At 53.5% G+C, this 17059-nt stretch carries 14 protein-coding genes; all 14 read left to right on the top strand.

Translation table 11 applies throughout. From position 1 onward, the window contains the following. Window positions 1-33: 33 nt before the first annotated feature. Window positions 34-981 carry a 16S rRNA (cytosine(1402)-N(4))-methyltransferase RsmH gene (rsmH, locus tag QME66_00165; GenBank protein ID MDI6807384.1) on the top strand — a complete coding sequence of 316 codons (948 nt, stop codon included), beginning with the start codon at window positions 34-36 and terminating at the stop codon, window positions 979-981. Between the two features lie 2 nt (window positions 982-983). Next, a complete protein-coding gene (locus QME66_00160) occupies window positions 984-1424 on the top strand; it encodes a hypothetical protein (protein MDI6807383.1) in 441 nt (146 codons plus the stop codon). 41 nt (window positions 1425-1465) lie between these two features. Next, window positions 1466-3547, top strand: a complete 2082-nt coding sequence (locus QME66_00155; protein ID MDI6807382.1) for a penicillin-binding transpeptidase domain-containing protein — start codon at window positions 1466-1468, stop codon at window positions 3545-3547. Then, window positions 3544-5052 (top strand): UDP-N-acetylmuramoyl-L-alanyl-D-glutamate--2,6-diaminopimelate ligase, encoded by a 1509-nt coding sequence (locus QME66_00150; GenBank protein MDI6807381.1) that lies wholly within the window; start codon window positions 3544-3546, stop codon window positions 5050-5052. Before QME66_00155 ends, QME66_00150 begins: the two co-directional genes overlap by 4 nt. 2 nt (window positions 5053-5054) lie before the next feature. Next, a complete protein-coding gene (gene murF, locus QME66_00145; GenBank protein ID MDI6807380.1) occupies window positions 5055-6467 on the top strand; it encodes a UDP-N-acetylmuramoyl-tripeptide--D-alanyl-D-alanine ligase in 1413 nt (470 codons plus the stop codon). 1 nt (window position 6468) lies between these two features. Beyond that, complete coding sequence (gene mraY, locus QME66_00140) at window positions 6469-7554, top strand: phospho-N-acetylmuramoyl-pentapeptide-transferase (protein MDI6807379.1); 1086 nt, start codon at window positions 6469-6471, stop codon at window positions 7552-7554. Next, window positions 7551-8933, top strand: a complete 1383-nt coding sequence (gene murD, locus QME66_00135) for a UDP-N-acetylmuramoyl-L-alanine--D-glutamate ligase (protein ID MDI6807378.1) — start codon at window positions 7551-7553, stop codon at window positions 8931-8933. The genes mraY and murD overlap by 4 nt, the downstream gene beginning before the upstream one ends. Beyond that, window positions 8930-10081 carry a putative lipid II flippase FtsW gene (ftsW, locus tag QME66_00130; GenBank protein MDI6807377.1) on the top strand — a complete coding sequence of 384 codons (1152 nt, stop codon included), beginning with the start codon at window positions 8930-8932 and terminating at the stop codon, window positions 10079-10081. Before murD ends, ftsW begins: the two co-directional genes overlap by 4 nt. A gap of 97 nt (window positions 10082-10178) precedes the next feature. Further along, a complete protein-coding gene (gene murG, locus QME66_00125; protein ID MDI6807376.1) occupies window positions 10179-11297 on the top strand; it encodes an undecaprenyldiphospho-muramoylpentapeptide beta-N-acetylglucosaminyltransferase in 1119 nt (372 codons plus the stop codon). Window positions 11298-11303: 6 nt separating this feature from the next. Next, on the top strand, window positions 11304-12671 hold the full coding sequence (gene murC, locus QME66_00120; GenBank protein MDI6807375.1) for a UDP-N-acetylmuramate--L-alanine ligase: 1368 nt from the start codon (window positions 11304-11306) through the stop codon (window positions 12669-12671). A 2-nt stretch (window positions 12672-12673) separates the two neighbouring features. Next, window positions 12674-13588 carry a UDP-N-acetylmuramate dehydrogenase gene (murB, locus tag QME66_00115; protein ID MDI6807374.1) on the top strand — a complete coding sequence of 305 codons (915 nt, stop codon included), beginning with the start codon at window positions 12674-12676 and terminating at the stop codon, window positions 13586-13588. Next, window positions 13589-14455 carry an FtsQ-type POTRA domain-containing protein gene (locus QME66_00110; GenBank protein MDI6807373.1) on the top strand — a complete coding sequence of 289 codons (867 nt, stop codon included), beginning with the start codon at window positions 13589-13591 and terminating at the stop codon, window positions 14453-14455. It begins immediately after the preceding gene. Between the two features lie 55 nt (window positions 14456-14510). Further along, the gene (ftsA, locus tag QME66_00105; GenBank protein ID MDI6807372.1) at window positions 14511-15740 is read left to right on the top strand and encodes a cell division protein FtsA; all 1230 of its coding nucleotides are present in this window, start codon (window positions 14511-14513) and stop codon (window positions 15738-15740) included. 135 nt (window positions 15741-15875) lie between these two features. After that, window positions 15876-17027, top strand: coding sequence for a cell division protein FtsZ (gene ftsZ, locus QME66_00100; GenBank protein ID MDI6807371.1), 1152 nt, complete (start codon window positions 15876-15878; stop codon window positions 17025-17027). Window positions 17028-17059 lie beyond the last annotated feature (32 nt).

The following is a 17059-nucleotide window of genomic DNA, read 5'->3' as shown; positions in this document are numbered from 1 at the left end:
GGAAAGGCCTTTTCGTTTGAGGTCTCGCCAGGTTTGAAAACGACAGATCAGGGTAGCCCGCCCGGTTCTGGCTTTCACAGGCCAGTGATGGTCGGTGAGGCTCTCGGCTTCTTGCTCACCGACCCAAGTGGAATTTATGTTGATTGTACGGTGGGAGACGGTGGACATGCGGAGAGACTGCTTGAGGAACTTGGGCCTGAGGGCAGTCTCTACGGACTTGATGCTGATTCCGAGGCCATAGAGAGGGCATCACTGAGACTGCTGCGATTTGGGGACAGGGTAAAGCTTCTTGAGAAGAACTTTGGTGACCTTCTTGACCTCGCTCCGCTTGTTGGCGCTGAAAATGTGGCCGGAATTCTGTTCGATCTCGGCCTGTCTTCATATCACGTTGACACCGGCGAAAGGGGTTTCAGTTATGAGAAAGACGGTCCGCTTGACATGCGCTTCTCGCGGAAGCGAAGCGTGACTGCCTCCCAAATAGTGAATGAGTACAGTGTGGACGAACTGGCCGCGACTCTGAGGAATTACGGGGAACTTAAGGAATCGCGGATCATCGCAAAAACAATCGAGGAGGCAAGGAAGCGAGCCGGGATTGATACGACTCTGGAACTGGTTCAGATTCTCAAGAGAAGATTCGGACCGGGGGCCACAAGATCGTTTCTTGGAAGAGTCTTTCAGGCACTGAGGATTGAAGTGAACCAGGAATTGATCTCACTCAAGGCCGGGCTGGAGGCGGCCGGGAAACTTCTCCGAAGCGGAGGAATGCTGGTCGTCATCTCTTATCATTCACTTGAGGACAGGATGGTAAAGGAATTCGTGAGAGGCATCCTTCCAGAAAGGCGAGCTCTTCTTCTTGGTACGGTTCCCGTAGATGCCACCTTCACAGTGCTTACTCCAAGGGCAGTGAAACCTGATGCTCGGGAGGTCGCGGCGAACCCGAGGGCCAGGAGCGCGAGACTCAGGGCGGCAAGGAGGAAATAGTCTTGGAACGTTTCATGAGGCCAATCCCCGGCATCGGGAAAAGACGGTTTCGCTTCCCGCCTGAGACTACCAGGGGGTGGGTTGTCATCGGCCTCTTGGTATTTTCCTTTGTTTTCTCGTATGTCTGGGAGAACCTTCATGTGAGCGAACTCACAAGGGAGGTGTATAAGTCCCGGAACGAAGTTGAGAAACTTCAATCTGCGGCAAACCTTCTCGAGATTTCTCTTGGCGAAAAACTATCCAGGGTTTCTGTTGAGCCTCTTGCCTTTTCCATGTTTGGTCTCAGCGAGCCTGAGCTTACTCAGATAGTTGACCTGCCGGGTGACATCATTGATAGAGAAAGGCCCACTGAACATCCGGCAACCGGCCTACTGGCAGCTGCCCAAAGGAAGATAACAGAGTTTCTCTTTGTCCCGGCTGGCGCAAGAGCAAGACAGAAGTAAGAATTCTTTCATGCAATTTCGACACAGAAGGAAGTTGTGCCTTGGAGAAAGGTCAAAGAAGAATCTTAATAGGGCTTGTCGCAACTCTGGTTCTCTGGGCAGTACTCCTTGCCAGGCTTTTCTTCATTCAGATTATTCAGCATGAATATCTTTCGAGGCTCGCCGAAATTCAGCAGATCAAAAGGGTAGAAATTCCTGCTCCCCGCGGAAGAATCTTCGACAGAAATGACCGTCCGCTCGCCGAGAACCTGAGAACCATATCTGTCTCGGCCAATCCATCAAAGATAAAAGACAAGCGAAGAACGGCGAAGTGTCTCTCTGAGATCCTCCAGATTCCGGAAGGAGAGCTCCTTGAGAAACTCTCGAACGGGGGAAAATTTGCATGGCTGGCAAGGCAGTTTCCGCCCAGCGTGGAAAGGAAGGTCGCTGCCAAGAATCTGGAACAAGTCTATTGCATGGATGAGATGAAGAGAGTCTATCCGACCGGCAACCTTGCAGTGATGCTGGTTGGGTCCACCGACACTGACGGGAAAGGTATCGAAGGTATTGAGTGTGAGATGGACAGGTTCCTGAAGGGAACCCCCGGCTGGGTGACCCTGTTCACCGACGTGACGGGAAAGAAGTTCCCGCTTCCGCGGAGCTATGAGCGCCCTCCTGCCAAGGGATACGACGTAATTCTTACAATTGACGCGAACTACCAGGCAATGGTTGAGGCGAAGCTCACCGAGGGCATTCTTAAGCACAACGCCAGGGGCGGCACGGTCATCCTCCTGGCTCCAAAGACCGGAGAGATACTTGCGATGGCAAGCGAGCCTGGTCCGAATGGAGACGCAAACCCGGGAAGCTCCCGTGTGCCTTCCCGGAATATTCCGGTCTCAGACCAGTTTGAACCAGGCTCGACATTCAAGGTGGTAGCAGCTTCGGCAGCATTGTCGCTTGGCGTGTGCGACACGTTTTCCAGATTTGATGGGGAGGGCGGTGAGAAGGATTTCGGCGGATACACGATCCACGATTCGAAACCTCATGGGTGGCTGAGTTTCAGGGATGCCGTGGCGCTCTCCAGCAACATCTGCCTTGCCAAAATAGGGCTCAAGGTCGGCAAGGAGGGACTTTACCGCTACACGAGGGCTTTTGGTTTCGGCTCACCCACGGGACTCCAGCTCCCGGGCGAGGCCTTCGGAAAGGTGAGGCCGCTTGCGGATTGGTCGGCCAGGTCACTCTGTACTCTGTCGATAGGCCAGGAAATCTCGGTGACGGCAGTTCAGCTTGCCATGGCTTATGGCGCCATTGCAAACGGCGGGGTGCTGCTCAAACCGACTCTGATGAAAGCCATCGTTGATGAAAAAGGAAACACAGTAAAAAAGTGGAGGCCTCAGAGAGTAAGAAGAGTCATTTCGGAAGAAGTTGCGGCGACGCTCAGAGATTGCCTGAAGTCAGCCGTTGAGTACGGAACGGGCACCGGCGCAGGCCTTTCCTGGATCAGCTGTGGAGGAAAGACCGGGACTGCCCAGAAATATGATCCGGCAAACGGGGGGTATGGGAGCGGCCAGTACGTGAGCTCGTTCATAGGATTCATTCCTGCAGACTCGCCGGAGCTTCTTTGTCTTGTCATCATTGACGAGCCGCAAGACATTCACTACGGGGGCAGTGTTGCAGCGCCCATTTTCAAGGGCATCGTTGAAGTCATAGGACGCTTTCCACTCACCCCGGTCAAACCCGGATATGCGCGGCTCGTTCTCGATTCCAGCGACGAGAAGAAGGGAAGAGCCGTGGTCCCTGACGTGAGGTTCATGGAATGGCAGGAAGGAAAAGCGATTCTTGAGGACCTTGGGCTGAAGGTGAAAATGGCCGGCGCAGGAAGGAGAGTCTGGACTCAGTCGCCTCATCCTGGCGAGGTCCTGGAGCCAAAGGCGGAGATAACACTGACGCTGCTTGATGAAGGAAAGAGGCTTTTCCGGATTCCCGACGTCAGAGGCCTTTCATTGAGAGAGGCAACAAGAGTCCTCAGCGATTCGCTCCTGGCTTCCGAGATACATGGAAGCGGGATAGTGGTAAGACAAGATCCCATGCCCGGGACGGAAGCTTTGGCAGGCACGGTCTGCTGCCTGGGATGTGAAGAATGACAAGGCAGATATCGCTCGAAAGCCTGATCAGGGTTCTTCCCCAGAAAAAACACATCGGTGCGCTGGGGAAAACCATCACTGGAATCTCCATAGACTCCAGGGCAGTGCAGCCGGGCGATGTCTTCGTTTGCATGAGAGGCGCCCATGCGGACGGTCATCTTTTCGCCGCCGATGCGGACAAGAAGGGCGCCCTGGCGATTGTATGCGAGGAGGAAATGCAGGGACTGGCCGGGACGCTTGTCATTGTGCCCGACACGAGGCTCGCCCTTCCTCTTCTTTCTTCCACCTTCTTTGGCGAACCATCGAAGGAGCTTTCAGTCGTGGGAATCACCGGAACAAACGGGAAAACCACGACCTCTCACATTGTGGCATCAATCTTTGAGGAGAACGGCTTCAGAACAGGAATCATAGGAACTGTGGGATACAAGTATGCCGGGAATGAGAAAACCGCTCTCCATACCACTCCAGAGTCCGTCGAGTTTCAGAGGACACTGAGGGAAATCCTTGACTCAGGCGGGAGAGCTGCCGTCGCCGAGATCTCATCGCACGGTCTTTACCTGGGAAGAACACTTGAGACCGAGTTTGATGTCTGTGTTTTCACAAATCTTACCCGCGATCATCTTGATTTCCACGGGTCCTTTGAAGAATATGCGGATGCAAAACTGAGATTGTTCAAGAGGGAATTCACGAAATTCAAGGAGGGTGCCAAGGGGCTTGTCAACAAGGATGATCCGTACGGCACGTTCTTCCTCGAACAGAGCTCGATTCCCGTCTTCACGTTCGGGACAAAAGACGGCTCATGGGTAAAGGCAAAGAACATCGAGCTTGGCGAGAAAGGAATCAGATTCAAGGCCGAGTTTCAACAGGGAATTGAAACCGTTTGCTCTCCTCTTGTTGGAATGTTCAATGTGTACAACTGCCTGGCTGCATTTGGGACCGGGCTTCTGCTTGGATTCTCACCCGGAAGCATAAAGAATGGCATCGAGAAGGCGGAAGGCGTGAAAGGAAGGATGGATAGAGTCGAGAAGGGGCAGGAGTTCGCCGTGGTCATTGATTATGCCCATACGCCTGATGCCCTTGAAGGACTCCTGAAGACGTCAAGAGAGATCTGGAAGGGAAAGATCATCTGCGTTTTCGGCTGCGGTGGTGACAGGGACAGGGGAAAGAGGGAGATCATGGGGCGACTGGCATCCGCGCACGCAGACTACTCCGTCATAACGTCCGACAATCCCAGGACAGAGGATCCGTCTGCGATAATGAGTGAAATCGAAAAGGGATTTGCCGGCTCAAAAGCGAAGTTCGAGAAGATAGAGGACAGAAAAGCCGCGATTGAGAGGGCGATCAAGATGGCCCGGAAAGGCGACGTGGTTCTGATAGCAGGGAAAGGACATGAGGACTACCAGATTGTCGGCACCGAGCGGCGCCGCTTCGATGATAGGGAGGCCGCTGCAGAAATTCTGAAGGAACTCGGATTCGAGAAGAAGGGATCAGGGAAAAGAAATTGACTTTGAAAGACGTTCTGGACGGCACCCGGCTTGAGGCATATCTGCGCGGGAAGGTGACGGATTCCGGGAGAGGCAGGCAGACTGTCTTTACGGGCTTCTCAATCGACACGAGGACATTGAAAAGAGGGGAAATCTTCTTTGCACTCAAAGGCCCAAGCTTCGACGGTAACGACTTCATACCGGAGGCATTTCAGAAGGGCGCAGCGGCGGCTGTCTGCTCTCTGGAATGGTTCAGAAAAGAAGGAGACTCTCTGGCAGACCGGCTGCTCATCCCGTCCGGGGACACGCTGGCGAGTCTTCAGGAGCTCTCATCCTTCCACAGAAGAAAATTCAAGCTGCCGCTTGTGGCAGTCACAGGCACGAACGGAAAGACAACCACAAAAGAGATGATAGCCGCATGCCTTGGACAAAAGGGAAAAGTGCTGAAGACCGAGGGCAACCTCAATAACCATATTGGGGTTCCACTGACTCTTCTCGGGCTCAGCTTAGAGCACTCGACAGCGGTGCTCGAGCTTGGAATGAGCAGGAGAGGGGAAATCAGGAGGCTGGCAGAAATTGCCAGGCCCTCGGTCGGCGTCATAACAAACGTCGGGGCAGCGCATCTGAGAGACGCAGGTTCGGTTGATGAAATTGTGAAGGGAAAGAGCGAGCTCGGTGAATATGTGGAAAGCGGCGGCACACTGGTGCTGAATGCAGACTTTCCCCAGCTCGTGAAAGAGAACGAGAAATGGAACTTGCGGAAAATCACTTTCTCGCTGGACAGACCTTCGCAATTCCGGCTGAAGAGATTCACACAGAAGGGGGCCGGCTACGAGATTGAGGTGGAGGACGGCGCCGCTTACTATGTCCCTCTTTTGGGCAAGGGAAACATCTCGAATTCGCTTGCCGCGCTCGCAGTATCGAAACTCATGGGAATCTCCGACGCTGAATTCGCGAGGGCGATTGCGTCGATGAAGCCAATGCCCGGAAGAATGGAACTTGAGGAGGTTGGCGGGATCCGGATAATCAACGACTCCTACAACGCAAATCCAGTTTCGGTTTCGCTCGCCCTTGAGACAATCAGGGAGATTGAAGTTAGGGGCAAGAAAGTTGCTCTTCTCGGCGACATGCTTGAGCTTGGAGAGGCATCCGGCAGTTTGCACAAAGAAATCGGAGAAAGAGCGGCTTTTCTCGACGAGCTCTACGCTATCGGGGAGTTTTCGCTCCATATCAGGGAGGGAGCCGAGGCGAAGGGCATGCCCTCTTCAAGAATCAAGACTGTGGAGACAAGGGAAGAGGCATTGAATTTGCTCAAGCCGGCTCTCGCGTCCGGAGATCTGCTTCTTATCAAGGGTTCGCGGGGAATGAAACTCGAGGAGGTCTTTAAAGGGCTGAAGGCAAACCGTATGGTGAACAAAGCGAAGGTCGCGAAATAGGATGTTCTACCATCTAATCTATCCGCTGCATGAATATATATCTGTCCTCAATGTTTTCAGATACATTACGGTTCGTTCTGCATACGCCGCCATCACAGCTCTCCTCCTGAGTTTTCTTCTTGGACCGTTCGTTGTCAAGAGACTCAGGCAATTCCAGATAAGACAGAGCATAAGAAAAGACGGCCCATCGACGCACCTTCTGAAAGAAGGCACGCCGACGATGGGAGGTATACTGATAGTCACTTCGATTGTCGTGCCGACACTTCTCTGGGGCAACCTTTCAAATCAGTATGTCCTTCTTGCTCTTCTTGCGACTGTCTGGCTCGGAGCTCTTGGGTTTCTCGACGACTATCTTCTGGTAGTGAAGAAATACAGAAAAGGTTTGACCGCGAGATATAAGTTCCTGGGACAGGTGATACTTGGACTCTTGATAGGCAGCATTCTCTACTTCCGGCCGGCCCAGTCCGTAGAGCCATCGATAACGTCGGTTCCTTTCCTGAAGGATGTGATTATTGACTTCGGCATCTTCTATATTCCATTCGTCGCTCTTGTTATCACGGCCTCCTCAAATGCGGTGAACTTCGCAGACGGCCTGGATGGCCTCGCCTCAGGGCTCGTTGCATTTGTAGGAGTCGCCCTTGGAGGGATTGCGTACCTGAGCGGCCATGTGAAGTTTTCGGGATATCTCAATATCCTTTATCTCAATGGGTGCGGAGAGTTGACTGTTTTCGGCGCAGCAGTTGTTGGTGCAGCGCTCGGATTTCTCTGGTTCAACTGCCATCCTGCGGACGTGTTCATGGGGGATACCGGATCACTCGCCCTCGGAGGTTCCATTGGTGTCATGGCGGTTCTCATCAAGAAAGAGCTGCTGCTTGCAATAGTAGGAGGAATCTTCGTGGCTGAAGTGCTTTCGGTGATAATCCAGGTGATTGCGTTCAAGACAAGGGGGAAACGGGTTTTCAAGATGGCGCCCCTTCATCACCATTTCGAGCTCATGGGATGGCCGGAATCACGCGTGGTAGTGAGATTCTGGATAGTCGCAGCGCTTCTGGCCCTGGTCACGCTGAGTACCCTGAAACTCCAATGAACAAACCTTTCTTTGCCGGGAAAAACGTCTTGGTCGTCGGGCTCCAAAGAAGCGGGATTGGCGTGTCCAAACTGCTTCTTAGGTACGGATGCTCAGTAATCGGAACCGACCTCAAGAAGAGAGATGAGCTTGATCCGGAGCTTTCCTCGCTTGAGAGATCAGGCGCCGCGATCATATGCGGCCGGCCGGACTTCCACATTCCGCGAGACATCGAGTTTATCGTGGCCAGCCCCGGGGTGCCGCTATATTCACCGATTCTCATGGAGGCAGAGAAGGCGGGCAAGGAGATTCTGGGCGAACTGGAGATAGCGTTCTCAGTTCTGAGATGTCCGGCAGTATGCGTCACCGGCACGAACGGCAAAAGCACATGCGTGAGTCTGGTCGGTGAGATATTTTCGCGTGCGAAGAGAAAGACGGTTGTCGCAGGAAATGTCGGTCTGGCTTTTTCCGGCATCGCAGATTCACTGGAGCCGGACGGCATCGCGGTCATCGAGGTGTCCAGCTTTCAGCTCGAGACAATGAAATTCATGAAGCCCCGTGTTGGAGTGCTTCTTAATGTCACGCCCGACCACCTTGACCGACACAAGAGCTTTGAAGAATACCTAAGATTGAAGATGAGACTTTTTGAGAACCAGACGCAGGAGGATTTTGCTGTAATAAACAGGGACGATGAAACCCAACGGACCCCCTCGCGCTCGCTGAGATCCAGGGTCCTATATTTTGGAATGAATAAAGCCGGAGAAGAGGGAGCATTTGTTGAAGCCGGAAATCTCAAGGTGAACTTTGACGGAGAGACCAAGACTGTGATTCCGGTCGATAAGATTGCGATAAGAGGACCGCACAATCTTTCCAATGCAATGGCCGCAGTTTGCGCTGCAGCTGCAATGGGAGTGAGTCTGGATTCGATAGAATCTGCGCTCGCGGGATTTGAGGGGCTCCCGCACAGGCTTCAGAACGTCGGTTCACTGGAAGGCGTCAGCTTTGTCAACGACTCAAAGGCCACGAACATAGATGCAATGAAGCAAGCTCTTCTTTCATTCAAAACTCCATTGGTGCTGATCGCAGGAGGAAGAGACAAGGACGGGAACTTTGCCGAGGTATCCGGGCTCGTTGAGAAGAATGTGAGACATGTTGTCCTCATGGGCGAGGCCTCACAGAAAATCAGGAGCTCATGGCCCGGAGTCCGGTCGACGCAGGCGAACTCGATGAACGAGGCCGTCGAAGTCGCCTTCGAACTGGCACAAAAGGGCGATGTCGTGATCCTTTCACCCGGCTGTGCCAGCTACGACATGTTCAAGAATTTTGAAGACAGGGGAGCGAAGTTCGCGCAAGCCTTTCTTTCTCTGAAAGAGAAGATAATGGCGGAGAAAAAAGAATGAGGAGATTTCTCCAGGGAACGTTGAGACACACGGAAGGCCTCGGAAGGCCCGACCTTACTCTTTTCGCCGTTACGCTGATTCTCCTCGGCGTGGGACTCATAATGGTTTACTCGTCCAGCGCAGTGATTGCGGATGAAAAATTCGGAAGCTCCAGCTTCTTCATGAAAAAACAGCTCATGAGGGCATTGATTGGAATAATGGCCATGGCCTTTTTCGCTTCAATTGACTACAGGGTGCTCCGGATTTTCAGTAAGCCGGCTTTTGCGATCTCAATCATTCTTCTTGCATCGCTGTTGATCCCGGGTGCGGGAGTAGAAAAGATACACGGAACAAGAGGATGGAGGCATTTCGGCTTTTTCCAGCTGCAGCCTGCGGAGATTTCAAGAGTTGCCCTTCTCATGGTCCTTTCCACGATCCTGTGCAAGAGCGAAACCAGGATAGAGTCGTTCAAAAAAGGATTTCTTCCCTGCATCCTTCTTGTTGGAGTGGTCGTCGGCCTTATCATTCGCCAGCCGGACCTCGGAAGCGCGGCTGCGATTGCCCTGGCCGCGGGTGCCGTGCTCTTTGTGGCCGGATCGAAGCCGTGGCACCTGGGCCTGGTCGCAGTGGCTTCGGTCGGGGGCGCGGCCCTGACCATCAAACCCTATCAGCTGGCGCGGCTGACCAGCTTCATCCAAGGTGGAAGTGATCTGCTTGAAAAAGGATGGCAGCTCAAACAGTCCCTAATCTCGCTTGGGTCAGGCGGGCTCATTGGACGAGGATTGGGTCAAGGAATTCAGAAGTTTCACTTCTTGCCTGAACTCCACACAGATTTCATCTTCTCAATCATTGGCGAAGAGGTCGGCCTTGTCGGCACCAGTATCGTTCTCCTGCTCTTTCTCGTGTGGGTGGTAAGAGGATTCGCCATCGCTTCAAAGGCGCCCGACAGATTCGGATTCTTGCTCGCCTCATCGCTGACTTTTGGCGTTATGGCTTATGTTGTACTGAATATCGCTGTTGCCACCGGACTTGCTCCCACAACAGGACTTCCCCTCCCGTTCATAAGCTATGGGGGATCGGCTCTCACGATGAACCTGGCGGCGACAGGAATGATTTTGAGCGTTTCGCGAGTTTCCTCCGGGAGAGTGCGGGGAAAATCGTTCGGATAGCCGGCAGGAACGGTGTGCCGAGTCTATTTGAGATCAACTCCCGGGAGGGTGACAGTTGGCGGCCTGAGTCTTGCAACATCTGAGGCTGGGAGGTGGGATGCGCATAATGATAGCTGGCGGCGGTACAGGAGGGCATGTGTACCCCGGGGTTGCAGTAGCTGAAGAGTTGAGACGTGCGAACCCGGATGTTGAATTGCTTTTCGTCGGAACCAAGAGGGGTGTTGAGAAGAAAATCATTCCGGAGCTGGGCTACGAGTTGAAAATCGTGCATGCGAGGGGATTCCCGAGGAAGGTCACGCCCGTGCTCCTGTTGGCGTTCATTGATTTCTTCTTGGGGCTGCTCCAAGCGGCGAAGATGATCATTTCCTGGAAGCCGGACTGCGTGGTTGGAACGGGAGGATATGTCAGCTGTCCCACGCTCATGGTTGCGAAGCTCCTGAGAAAGTCAACTCTCATTCAAGAGCAGAACACCGTTCCGGGACTCTCAAACAGACTTCTCTCGCTGTTTGCTGACGAGATTCACATCAGCTTTGCGGAGTCCAGGAAGTTCTTCAGGCGCAAAACGAGACTCAGGCTGAGCGGAAACCCGGTCAGAAGATCGGTGGTTGAAGGAGAGTCAGGACAGGGGCTTGAGGAGTTCGGATTCTCAAAGGGGAAAAAGACAGTTTTTGTCTTTGGAGGAAGCAGAGGGGCCAAGAGAATAAACGAGGCAATTGTGCGGACCGTTACCGTCCTGAAGAACAGAGAGGACATCCAGTACATCATACAAACAGGAGAGCGTGATTTTTCCCTGGTAAGCGAATCTCTCAAGGAATTCAAAGACAGAGTCTGGATAAGAGCTTATCTCGACCGGATTGAGGCTGCGTACAAGGTAGCCGACATCGTGGTTGCGAGGGCGGGGGCAACAGCCCTCGCTGAGATTGCCGCCTCCGGGCTCCCTTCGATACTGATTCCGTATCCTTATGCGACTCACGGCCATCAGGAGGTCAATGCGGCCGCGTTCAAAGAGGCCGGGGCAGCAAGGGTAATAAGGGAAAGCGAACTGACAGGCGAAAGACTCGCGGGCGTCATTGTCTCAATTCTGGATGACTCCGTCACGCTCAGGAAGATGTCAAAGTGCGCAAGAGGAATGGCAAGATACGATGCCGCCGAGAAGATTGCGAGATGCATTGAGAGGCTTGCCGGAGGGCATCATCCGCCGGACGCAGGGAACTGATTTGGTATGTACGCCAGAATAAAACGAATCCATTTCATAGGCATCGGTGGGACAGGGATGTGCGGCATTGCAGAGGTTCTCATCAACATGGGCTACTCGGTTTCCGGCTCAGACCTGCGGGATAGCGAAGTCACGAACAGGCTTTCCTTGCTCGGAGCAAATATCTTTCTTGGACACACGAAGCAAAACGTAGCCGGGGCGCACGTGGTCGTCGTTTCCTCCGCAATAGGAAGCGACAACCCGGAGCTTCTCGGCGCAAGGGAACTCAAGATACCTTCCATTCCAAGGGCCGAGATGCTCGCCGAGCTGATGCGGATGAAATATGGGGTCGCAGTTGCCGGTGCGCACGGCAAGACAACCACAACTTCTCTTGTCGCCGAAGTCCTCGCAAAGGGCGGGCTGGACCCGACAATAGTCGTGGGCGGGAGATTGCGGGCCATCGGCACAAATGCAAGGCTCGGAACCGGTGAGTTTCTTGTGGCGGAAGCAGACGAGAGCGACGGCTCGTTCCTTAAGCTCTCGCCGACAATTGCAGTCGTGACCAACATAGATGCCGAGCATCTTGATCACTACTCCGGGATTGATGAGATAAAAGATACGTTTGTTCAATTCGTAAACAGAGTGCCGTTCTATGGGGCCGTAGTTGCCTGCCTGGATGATGCCAATGTTCAGTCGATTCTTCCCAGGATAGAAAAAAGAGTTCTGACCTACGGCATCAGGACCGGGGCCGACCTCCTCGCCAAAGAGCTCCGGCTGAACGGAGAAAGGTGCGGATTCCAGGTGTGGATGGCGGACAAACTGCTTGGCGAAGTCGACCTGAAGCTTCCGGGACTGCACAATATCCTGAACTCGCTTGCAGCGGTTTCAGTAGGCCTGGAGCTCGGCGTTGACTTTGAGAGGGTGAAGGAGGCGCTGGGCGAATTTCAGGGCGTATCGAGGAGGCTTGAAGTCAGAGGCAGGCAGAAGGGGATCCTTGTCATTGACGACTATGGTCATCACCCCACCGAGATCGCTGCCGTGCTCGACACTATCCGCCGGACGATGAACAAGAGGATAGTTGTTGCGTTTCAGCCTCACCGCTACACACGAACGAAAGCTCTCCGTGAGTCTTTCGGAGTGTGCTTCTCGCAGGCTGATTTCGTCTTCGTGACTCCGATATACGCGGCCGGTGAAGAACCTATTCCGGGCGTTTCTTCAGAGCTGATAGTCAATTCGGTAAAGAAGACCGGGCAGAAGGGCATAGAGCTTGTCGCAAGCTTGGAAGAGTTGACCAAGAGTCTCTTGAAATTCCTTGAGGATGGAGATGTCCTCGTCACGCTTGGCGCCGGAGACATCTGGAAGACAGGAGATGAAGTCTTGAAAGGGTTGGCCTAGAGATGGAAGACAGTCTGGAAAAATACAGCGTCCTGTGGAAGATCCCGGGCGTCAAGGTCCTTAAGATGGAGCCTCTTTCCAGGCACTCATACTTCAGGATTGGCGGACCGGCGGATGTACTCTGCATTCCCGGCAGTGAGGAGGCCATCGAGGAGCTTCTCAAGGCAATAAGTTCAAGGGAACTGCCCTGGAAGACTATCGGGTTGGGCACGAACGTGCTTTTCAGCGATGAGGGAATGAGGGGGATAGTGATAAAGCTGTCCAAAGGGTTCGAGCGAATTCAATCAACAGGCAGGATAATTGAAGCCCAGGCCTCGGCAAAGCTCCTTTCCGTGTCAAAGTTTGCCAGGGATGAATCCCTCCAGGGTCTCGAATTCGTAACGGGAATTCCCGGGTCTATCGGTGGCGCCGTTTTCACCAATGCTGGAGCTTACGGCGGGGAAGTCGGAAAGCTGATTCGCTGGGTAAAAGGCTACACAAAGACAGGAAGGGTCTGTCTTCTTGACGGAGCATCGATTGACTTTGGATACAGAAAAGCAGTTTTGCCATATCCGGTTGTTCTGACGAGTGTAACGCTGGAGCTCCACGAAGGGGACCGGTCGGAAATAAAAGCCAAGATGGAGAGTTTCGAAGCGAAAAGAAAGCAGACTCAGCCGATCAAGCTTCCGTCGGCAGGCTCTGTTTTCAGGAATCCGCAAGGGAACTCGGCAGGAAAACTCATAGAGCAGTGTGGATTGAAGGGCAGGATCGAAGGAGGGGCTCAGATCTCGGAGCTTCACGGTAACTTCATTGTGAACATCGGAAGCGCAAAGGCATCGGATGTTCGGCGGCTCGTGGATATTGCCAGGAATGAAGTCCTGAAGAGGTTTGGAATCGAACTTGAACTTGAGATCGAAATGGTCCCGGAGATTGTCTGAATGAAGACTTCCTATCTGGGAGGAGCAACTGCGGGAAAAACGCGAAGAAGGCGGCATCTTGCCGCTCCGCTTATCCTCATTCTTTTCTCTCTCGCATACTTCGCCTTTTCTCCTGATGCCGTCCCCGTGAGGAAGCTTGGGAAGGTCTGGTACTTCGTTCGTGAGACGGACTTCATCCCGAGACTATCTCTCTTCAGAATCAGGACAATCCAGATTGAAGGAAATGAGTACCTTCTCAAGGAAGACGTTTTGGAGACCGCCCGGATTCCGCGCGATAGAAACTTGCTGAGAATAGACCCGAAGCTCATAGAGAACAGACTCCTCTCTCATCCCAGAATAAGATACGCGAACGTAAGAAGGGTGCCGCCCGGCACCATAAGAATCGCCGTCAGAGAGCGAAGGCCGGTTGCGCTAATACAATGTGGGAAACTCAATGAAGTCGATGCTGACGGAGTAGTGCTCTCATCCGCTGTCTCCGGGGTGGTAGCCGACCTTCCCATCGTCTCCGGGATACAAGTCGGGAAGATGCGGCCGGGCCAGAGGGTCCAGAGCGACCAACTGAGGTTTGCCATCCATCTTATCTCGGAGCTCATGACCCCCGAAGTCGGCTTGTCAAAGACTATTTCCGAAGTGAGGTTTTCATCATCGGGCGCAGTATATCTGTACATGACGGGAGGATGCGCGAAGGCCGTGCTTTCAAAGGATGATGTCGAGAGAGGGAAACTCGTAGGCCTGAGGCTTGTGATGAGCGACCTGAGGAAGAAAGGCATTGACGCTGAATCCATAGACCTTCGGTTTAGCAATCAGTTTGTTGTTACAAAAAGGGGGGAAGCCAGTCCCCATTTTGACAACACAGTACCGGATTGAGCCGGCTCCATTCCTTGGAACGCCGACTTGATCAGAAAGGGCAGGTGAAAAGACTGTGGGCACGACAAAGACCATTTCAGCTCTTGACATCGGCACGACAAAGATAGGCGTGATCATTGCCGAGGTTGACGACAACAACGAGATAAACATCGTGGGCGTGGGGACTGGACCGTCTGACGGCCTGAGAAGGGGCGTTGTGGTCAACCTCGAGAAGACTGTTCATTCGATTGAGCGTGCCGTGGAAGAGGCTGAGCGAATGGCAGGCGTCGAGATCAAATCGATCTATGCGGGCATCGCGGGCGATCACATAAGAAGCATAAACTCAAGAGGGGTGATTGCCGTCTCGAGAAAAGACAATGAGATAGGCGAGAATGATGTCAGGAGGGTGATCGAAGCAGCCAAGGCCGTAGCCATTCCCATGGACAGAGAGATAATTCATGTGATTCCTCAGGAGTTCATTGTGGACGATCAGGACGGGATCAAAGACCCTGTCGGCATGTCGGGTGTGAGACTTGAAGCTGAGGTCCACATTGTCACGGGTGCGGTGACGTCCGCAAAGAATGTCGTGAGAAGCATTCAGAGGGCGGGACTGAAAGTCGAGGACCTGATCCTCCAGCCAATCGCGTCAAGCAAAGCCGTCCTCGAAGATGATGAGATAAACCTCGGCGTTGTGCTCGTTGACATAGGCGGCGGTACGACTGACGTTGCGATCTTCCATGATGGAAGCATAAGGCACACTGTCGTAATAGGCCTTGGAGGCTCGAATGTAACGAACGATATCGCAATAGGCCTGAGAACGCCGATTGACAAGGCGGAGCAGTTGAAGATTCAGCACGGCTGCGCCCTGAGTTCAGCAGTCGGAGCCGGAGAGGCAGTGACCGTGCCAAGTGTCGGGGGCAGGCCGCCCAGAGAAATATCAAGGCATGTCTTGAGCTCGATGATAGAACCAAGGATGGAGGAGATATTCAACCTTGCCCTGAGGGAGGTAAAGAAGCAGCACTTCGCAGACCTTCTTGGGGCAGGAGTTGTTGTTACCGGGGGAGCATCTTCGATGGAAGGTGTCCCCGAGCTCTCCGAACGTATCTTTGAGATGCCGGCTAGGAGAGGAATTCCGAAGGGAGTTGGAGGACTGATTGATGCCGTCAGCGACCCAAGATTCTCAACAGCAGTTGGACTTGTGATTCATGCTGTCGAGAGCGGCGCTCCTTCGGGCGCAGACGGGAAAGGTGTCCTCGGAAAACTGGGCGGAGGATTAGGAAGATGGGTGAAGAGTCTTGTTTCGTAGATCTCAAAACCAAGCTTGTCGGCCGGCCCCGCTTCCCTCTCCCCCATGGGGAGAGAGTGTCGACCCCGTTTCCCTCTCCCCCATGGGGAGAGGGTAGGGTGAGGGGGCAATCTGATCTGAAAGGAGGATGAAATGATTTTCGAGTTTGATGAGGAGAACATACAGAACGCAACAATCAGGGTGATCGGAATCGGCGGGGCAGGAGGCAATGCTGTAGACAGAATGGTTGAAGCAGGGCTCTCAAACGTTGACTTCATGGTCGCAAACACAGATTGCCAGGCCCTGGCACGGTCAAGTGCCTGCAAAAAGATTCAGTTAGGGACGAAGCTCACGAAGGGACTTGGCTCCGGGGGCGATCCTGAGATTGGGAAAAGGGCAACCGAGGAAGATGAGGATCTCATCGTTGAGGCAGTCCAGGGCGCAGACATGGTCTTTGTGACAGCCGGTATGGGCGGGGGGACAGGCACCGGCGGCGCTCCCGTAGTCGCCGCAGTGGCCAGGTCAATGGGGGCACTGACTGTTGCGATAGTTACTAAGCCTTTCGAATTCGAAGGGAAGACCAGGATGAGACAAGCCGATGAGGGACTTCTCGAACTTGGGAAAGAGGTTGATACTCTTATTGTGATTCCGAACCAACGGCTCATTTCGGTCGTGGAGCGCGAGACGACGCTCACGCAGGCCTTCAGGATGGCCGATGAAGTACTTCATCAGGCGGCAAGGGGAATCTCAGAGCTGATCACGACGCCCGGACTGGTGAACCTGGACTTTGCCGATGTGCGCTCCGTCATGCTGGAGAAGGGAAATGCTCTTATGGGGACCGGAGTAGGCAAGGGTCCCACCAGGGCAATTGATGCGGCAAAGGCGGCAATTTCAAGTCCGCTTCTTGAAGAGGTTTCCGTGGCCGGTGCTGAAGCAGTGCTTGTGAATATCACGGGCGGCGCCGACCTGACGCTGCACGAAGTCAATGATGCCGCGAACGTGATAACGGAGGCGGCGGGTACTGATGCAAACGTGCTCTTTGGTGCCGTCATTGACGACTCGATGAAGGATATGCTCAAGATCACGGTCATTGCCACAGGGTTCGGCAAGAATGGAGAACCCAAGATAGAATTAGTTGAAACCAAGGAGCATCTTGAGCTACCTTTGGGTCAGGAGAGCCTGAGAAGGCCTGATTCCAGGAGGAAGGAAGAACTCCTCAATTCCCTTGGACTCAGGGAGAAGAAATGGAATAAGGTTGCAGGAAAGGATGAGCTTGAGATCCCGACTTTCATGAGGAGGCGCGACTAGTGCTGTGTCACATAAATTCGCGAACTTATTAT

It is taken from the genome of Candidatus Eisenbacteria bacterium (assembly GCA_030017955.1).
Classification (GTDB): Bacteria; Eisenbacteria; RBG-16-71-46; order JASEGR01; family JASEGR01; genus JASEGR01.
This window is presented reverse-complemented; position numbering and strand designations above follow the sequence as displayed.

Excerpts from the sequence above, each read along its gene's own strand:
- mraY (MDI6807379.1), top strand. The coding sequence starts at position 6,469 with ATGTTCTACCATCTAATCTATCCGCTGCATGAATATATATCTGTCCTC.
- murG (MDI6807376.1), top strand. The coding sequence starts at position 10,179 with ATGCGCATAATGATAGCTGGCGGCGGTACAGGAGGGCATGTGTACCCC.
- QME66_00150 (MDI6807381.1), top strand. The coding sequence starts at position 3,544 with ATGACAAGGCAGATATCGCTCGAAAGCCTGATCAGGGTTCTTCCCCAG.
- murC (MDI6807375.1), top strand. The coding sequence starts at position 11,304 with ATGTACGCCAGAATAAAACGAATCCATTTCATAGGCATCGGTGGGACA.
- ftsW (MDI6807377.1), top strand. The coding sequence starts at position 8,930 with ATGAGGAGATTTCTCCAGGGAACGTTGAGACACACGGAAGGCCTCGGA.
- QME66_00110 (MDI6807373.1), top strand. The coding sequence starts at position 13,589 with ATGAAGACTTCCTATCTGGGAGGAGCAACTGCGGGAAAAACGCGAAGA.
- murB (MDI6807374.1), top strand. The coding sequence starts at position 12,674 with ATGGAAGACAGTCTGGAAAAATACAGCGTCCTGTGGAAGATCCCGGGC.
- murD (MDI6807378.1), top strand. The coding sequence starts at position 7,551 with ATGAACAAACCTTTCTTTGCCGGGAAAAACGTCTTGGTCGTCGGGCTC.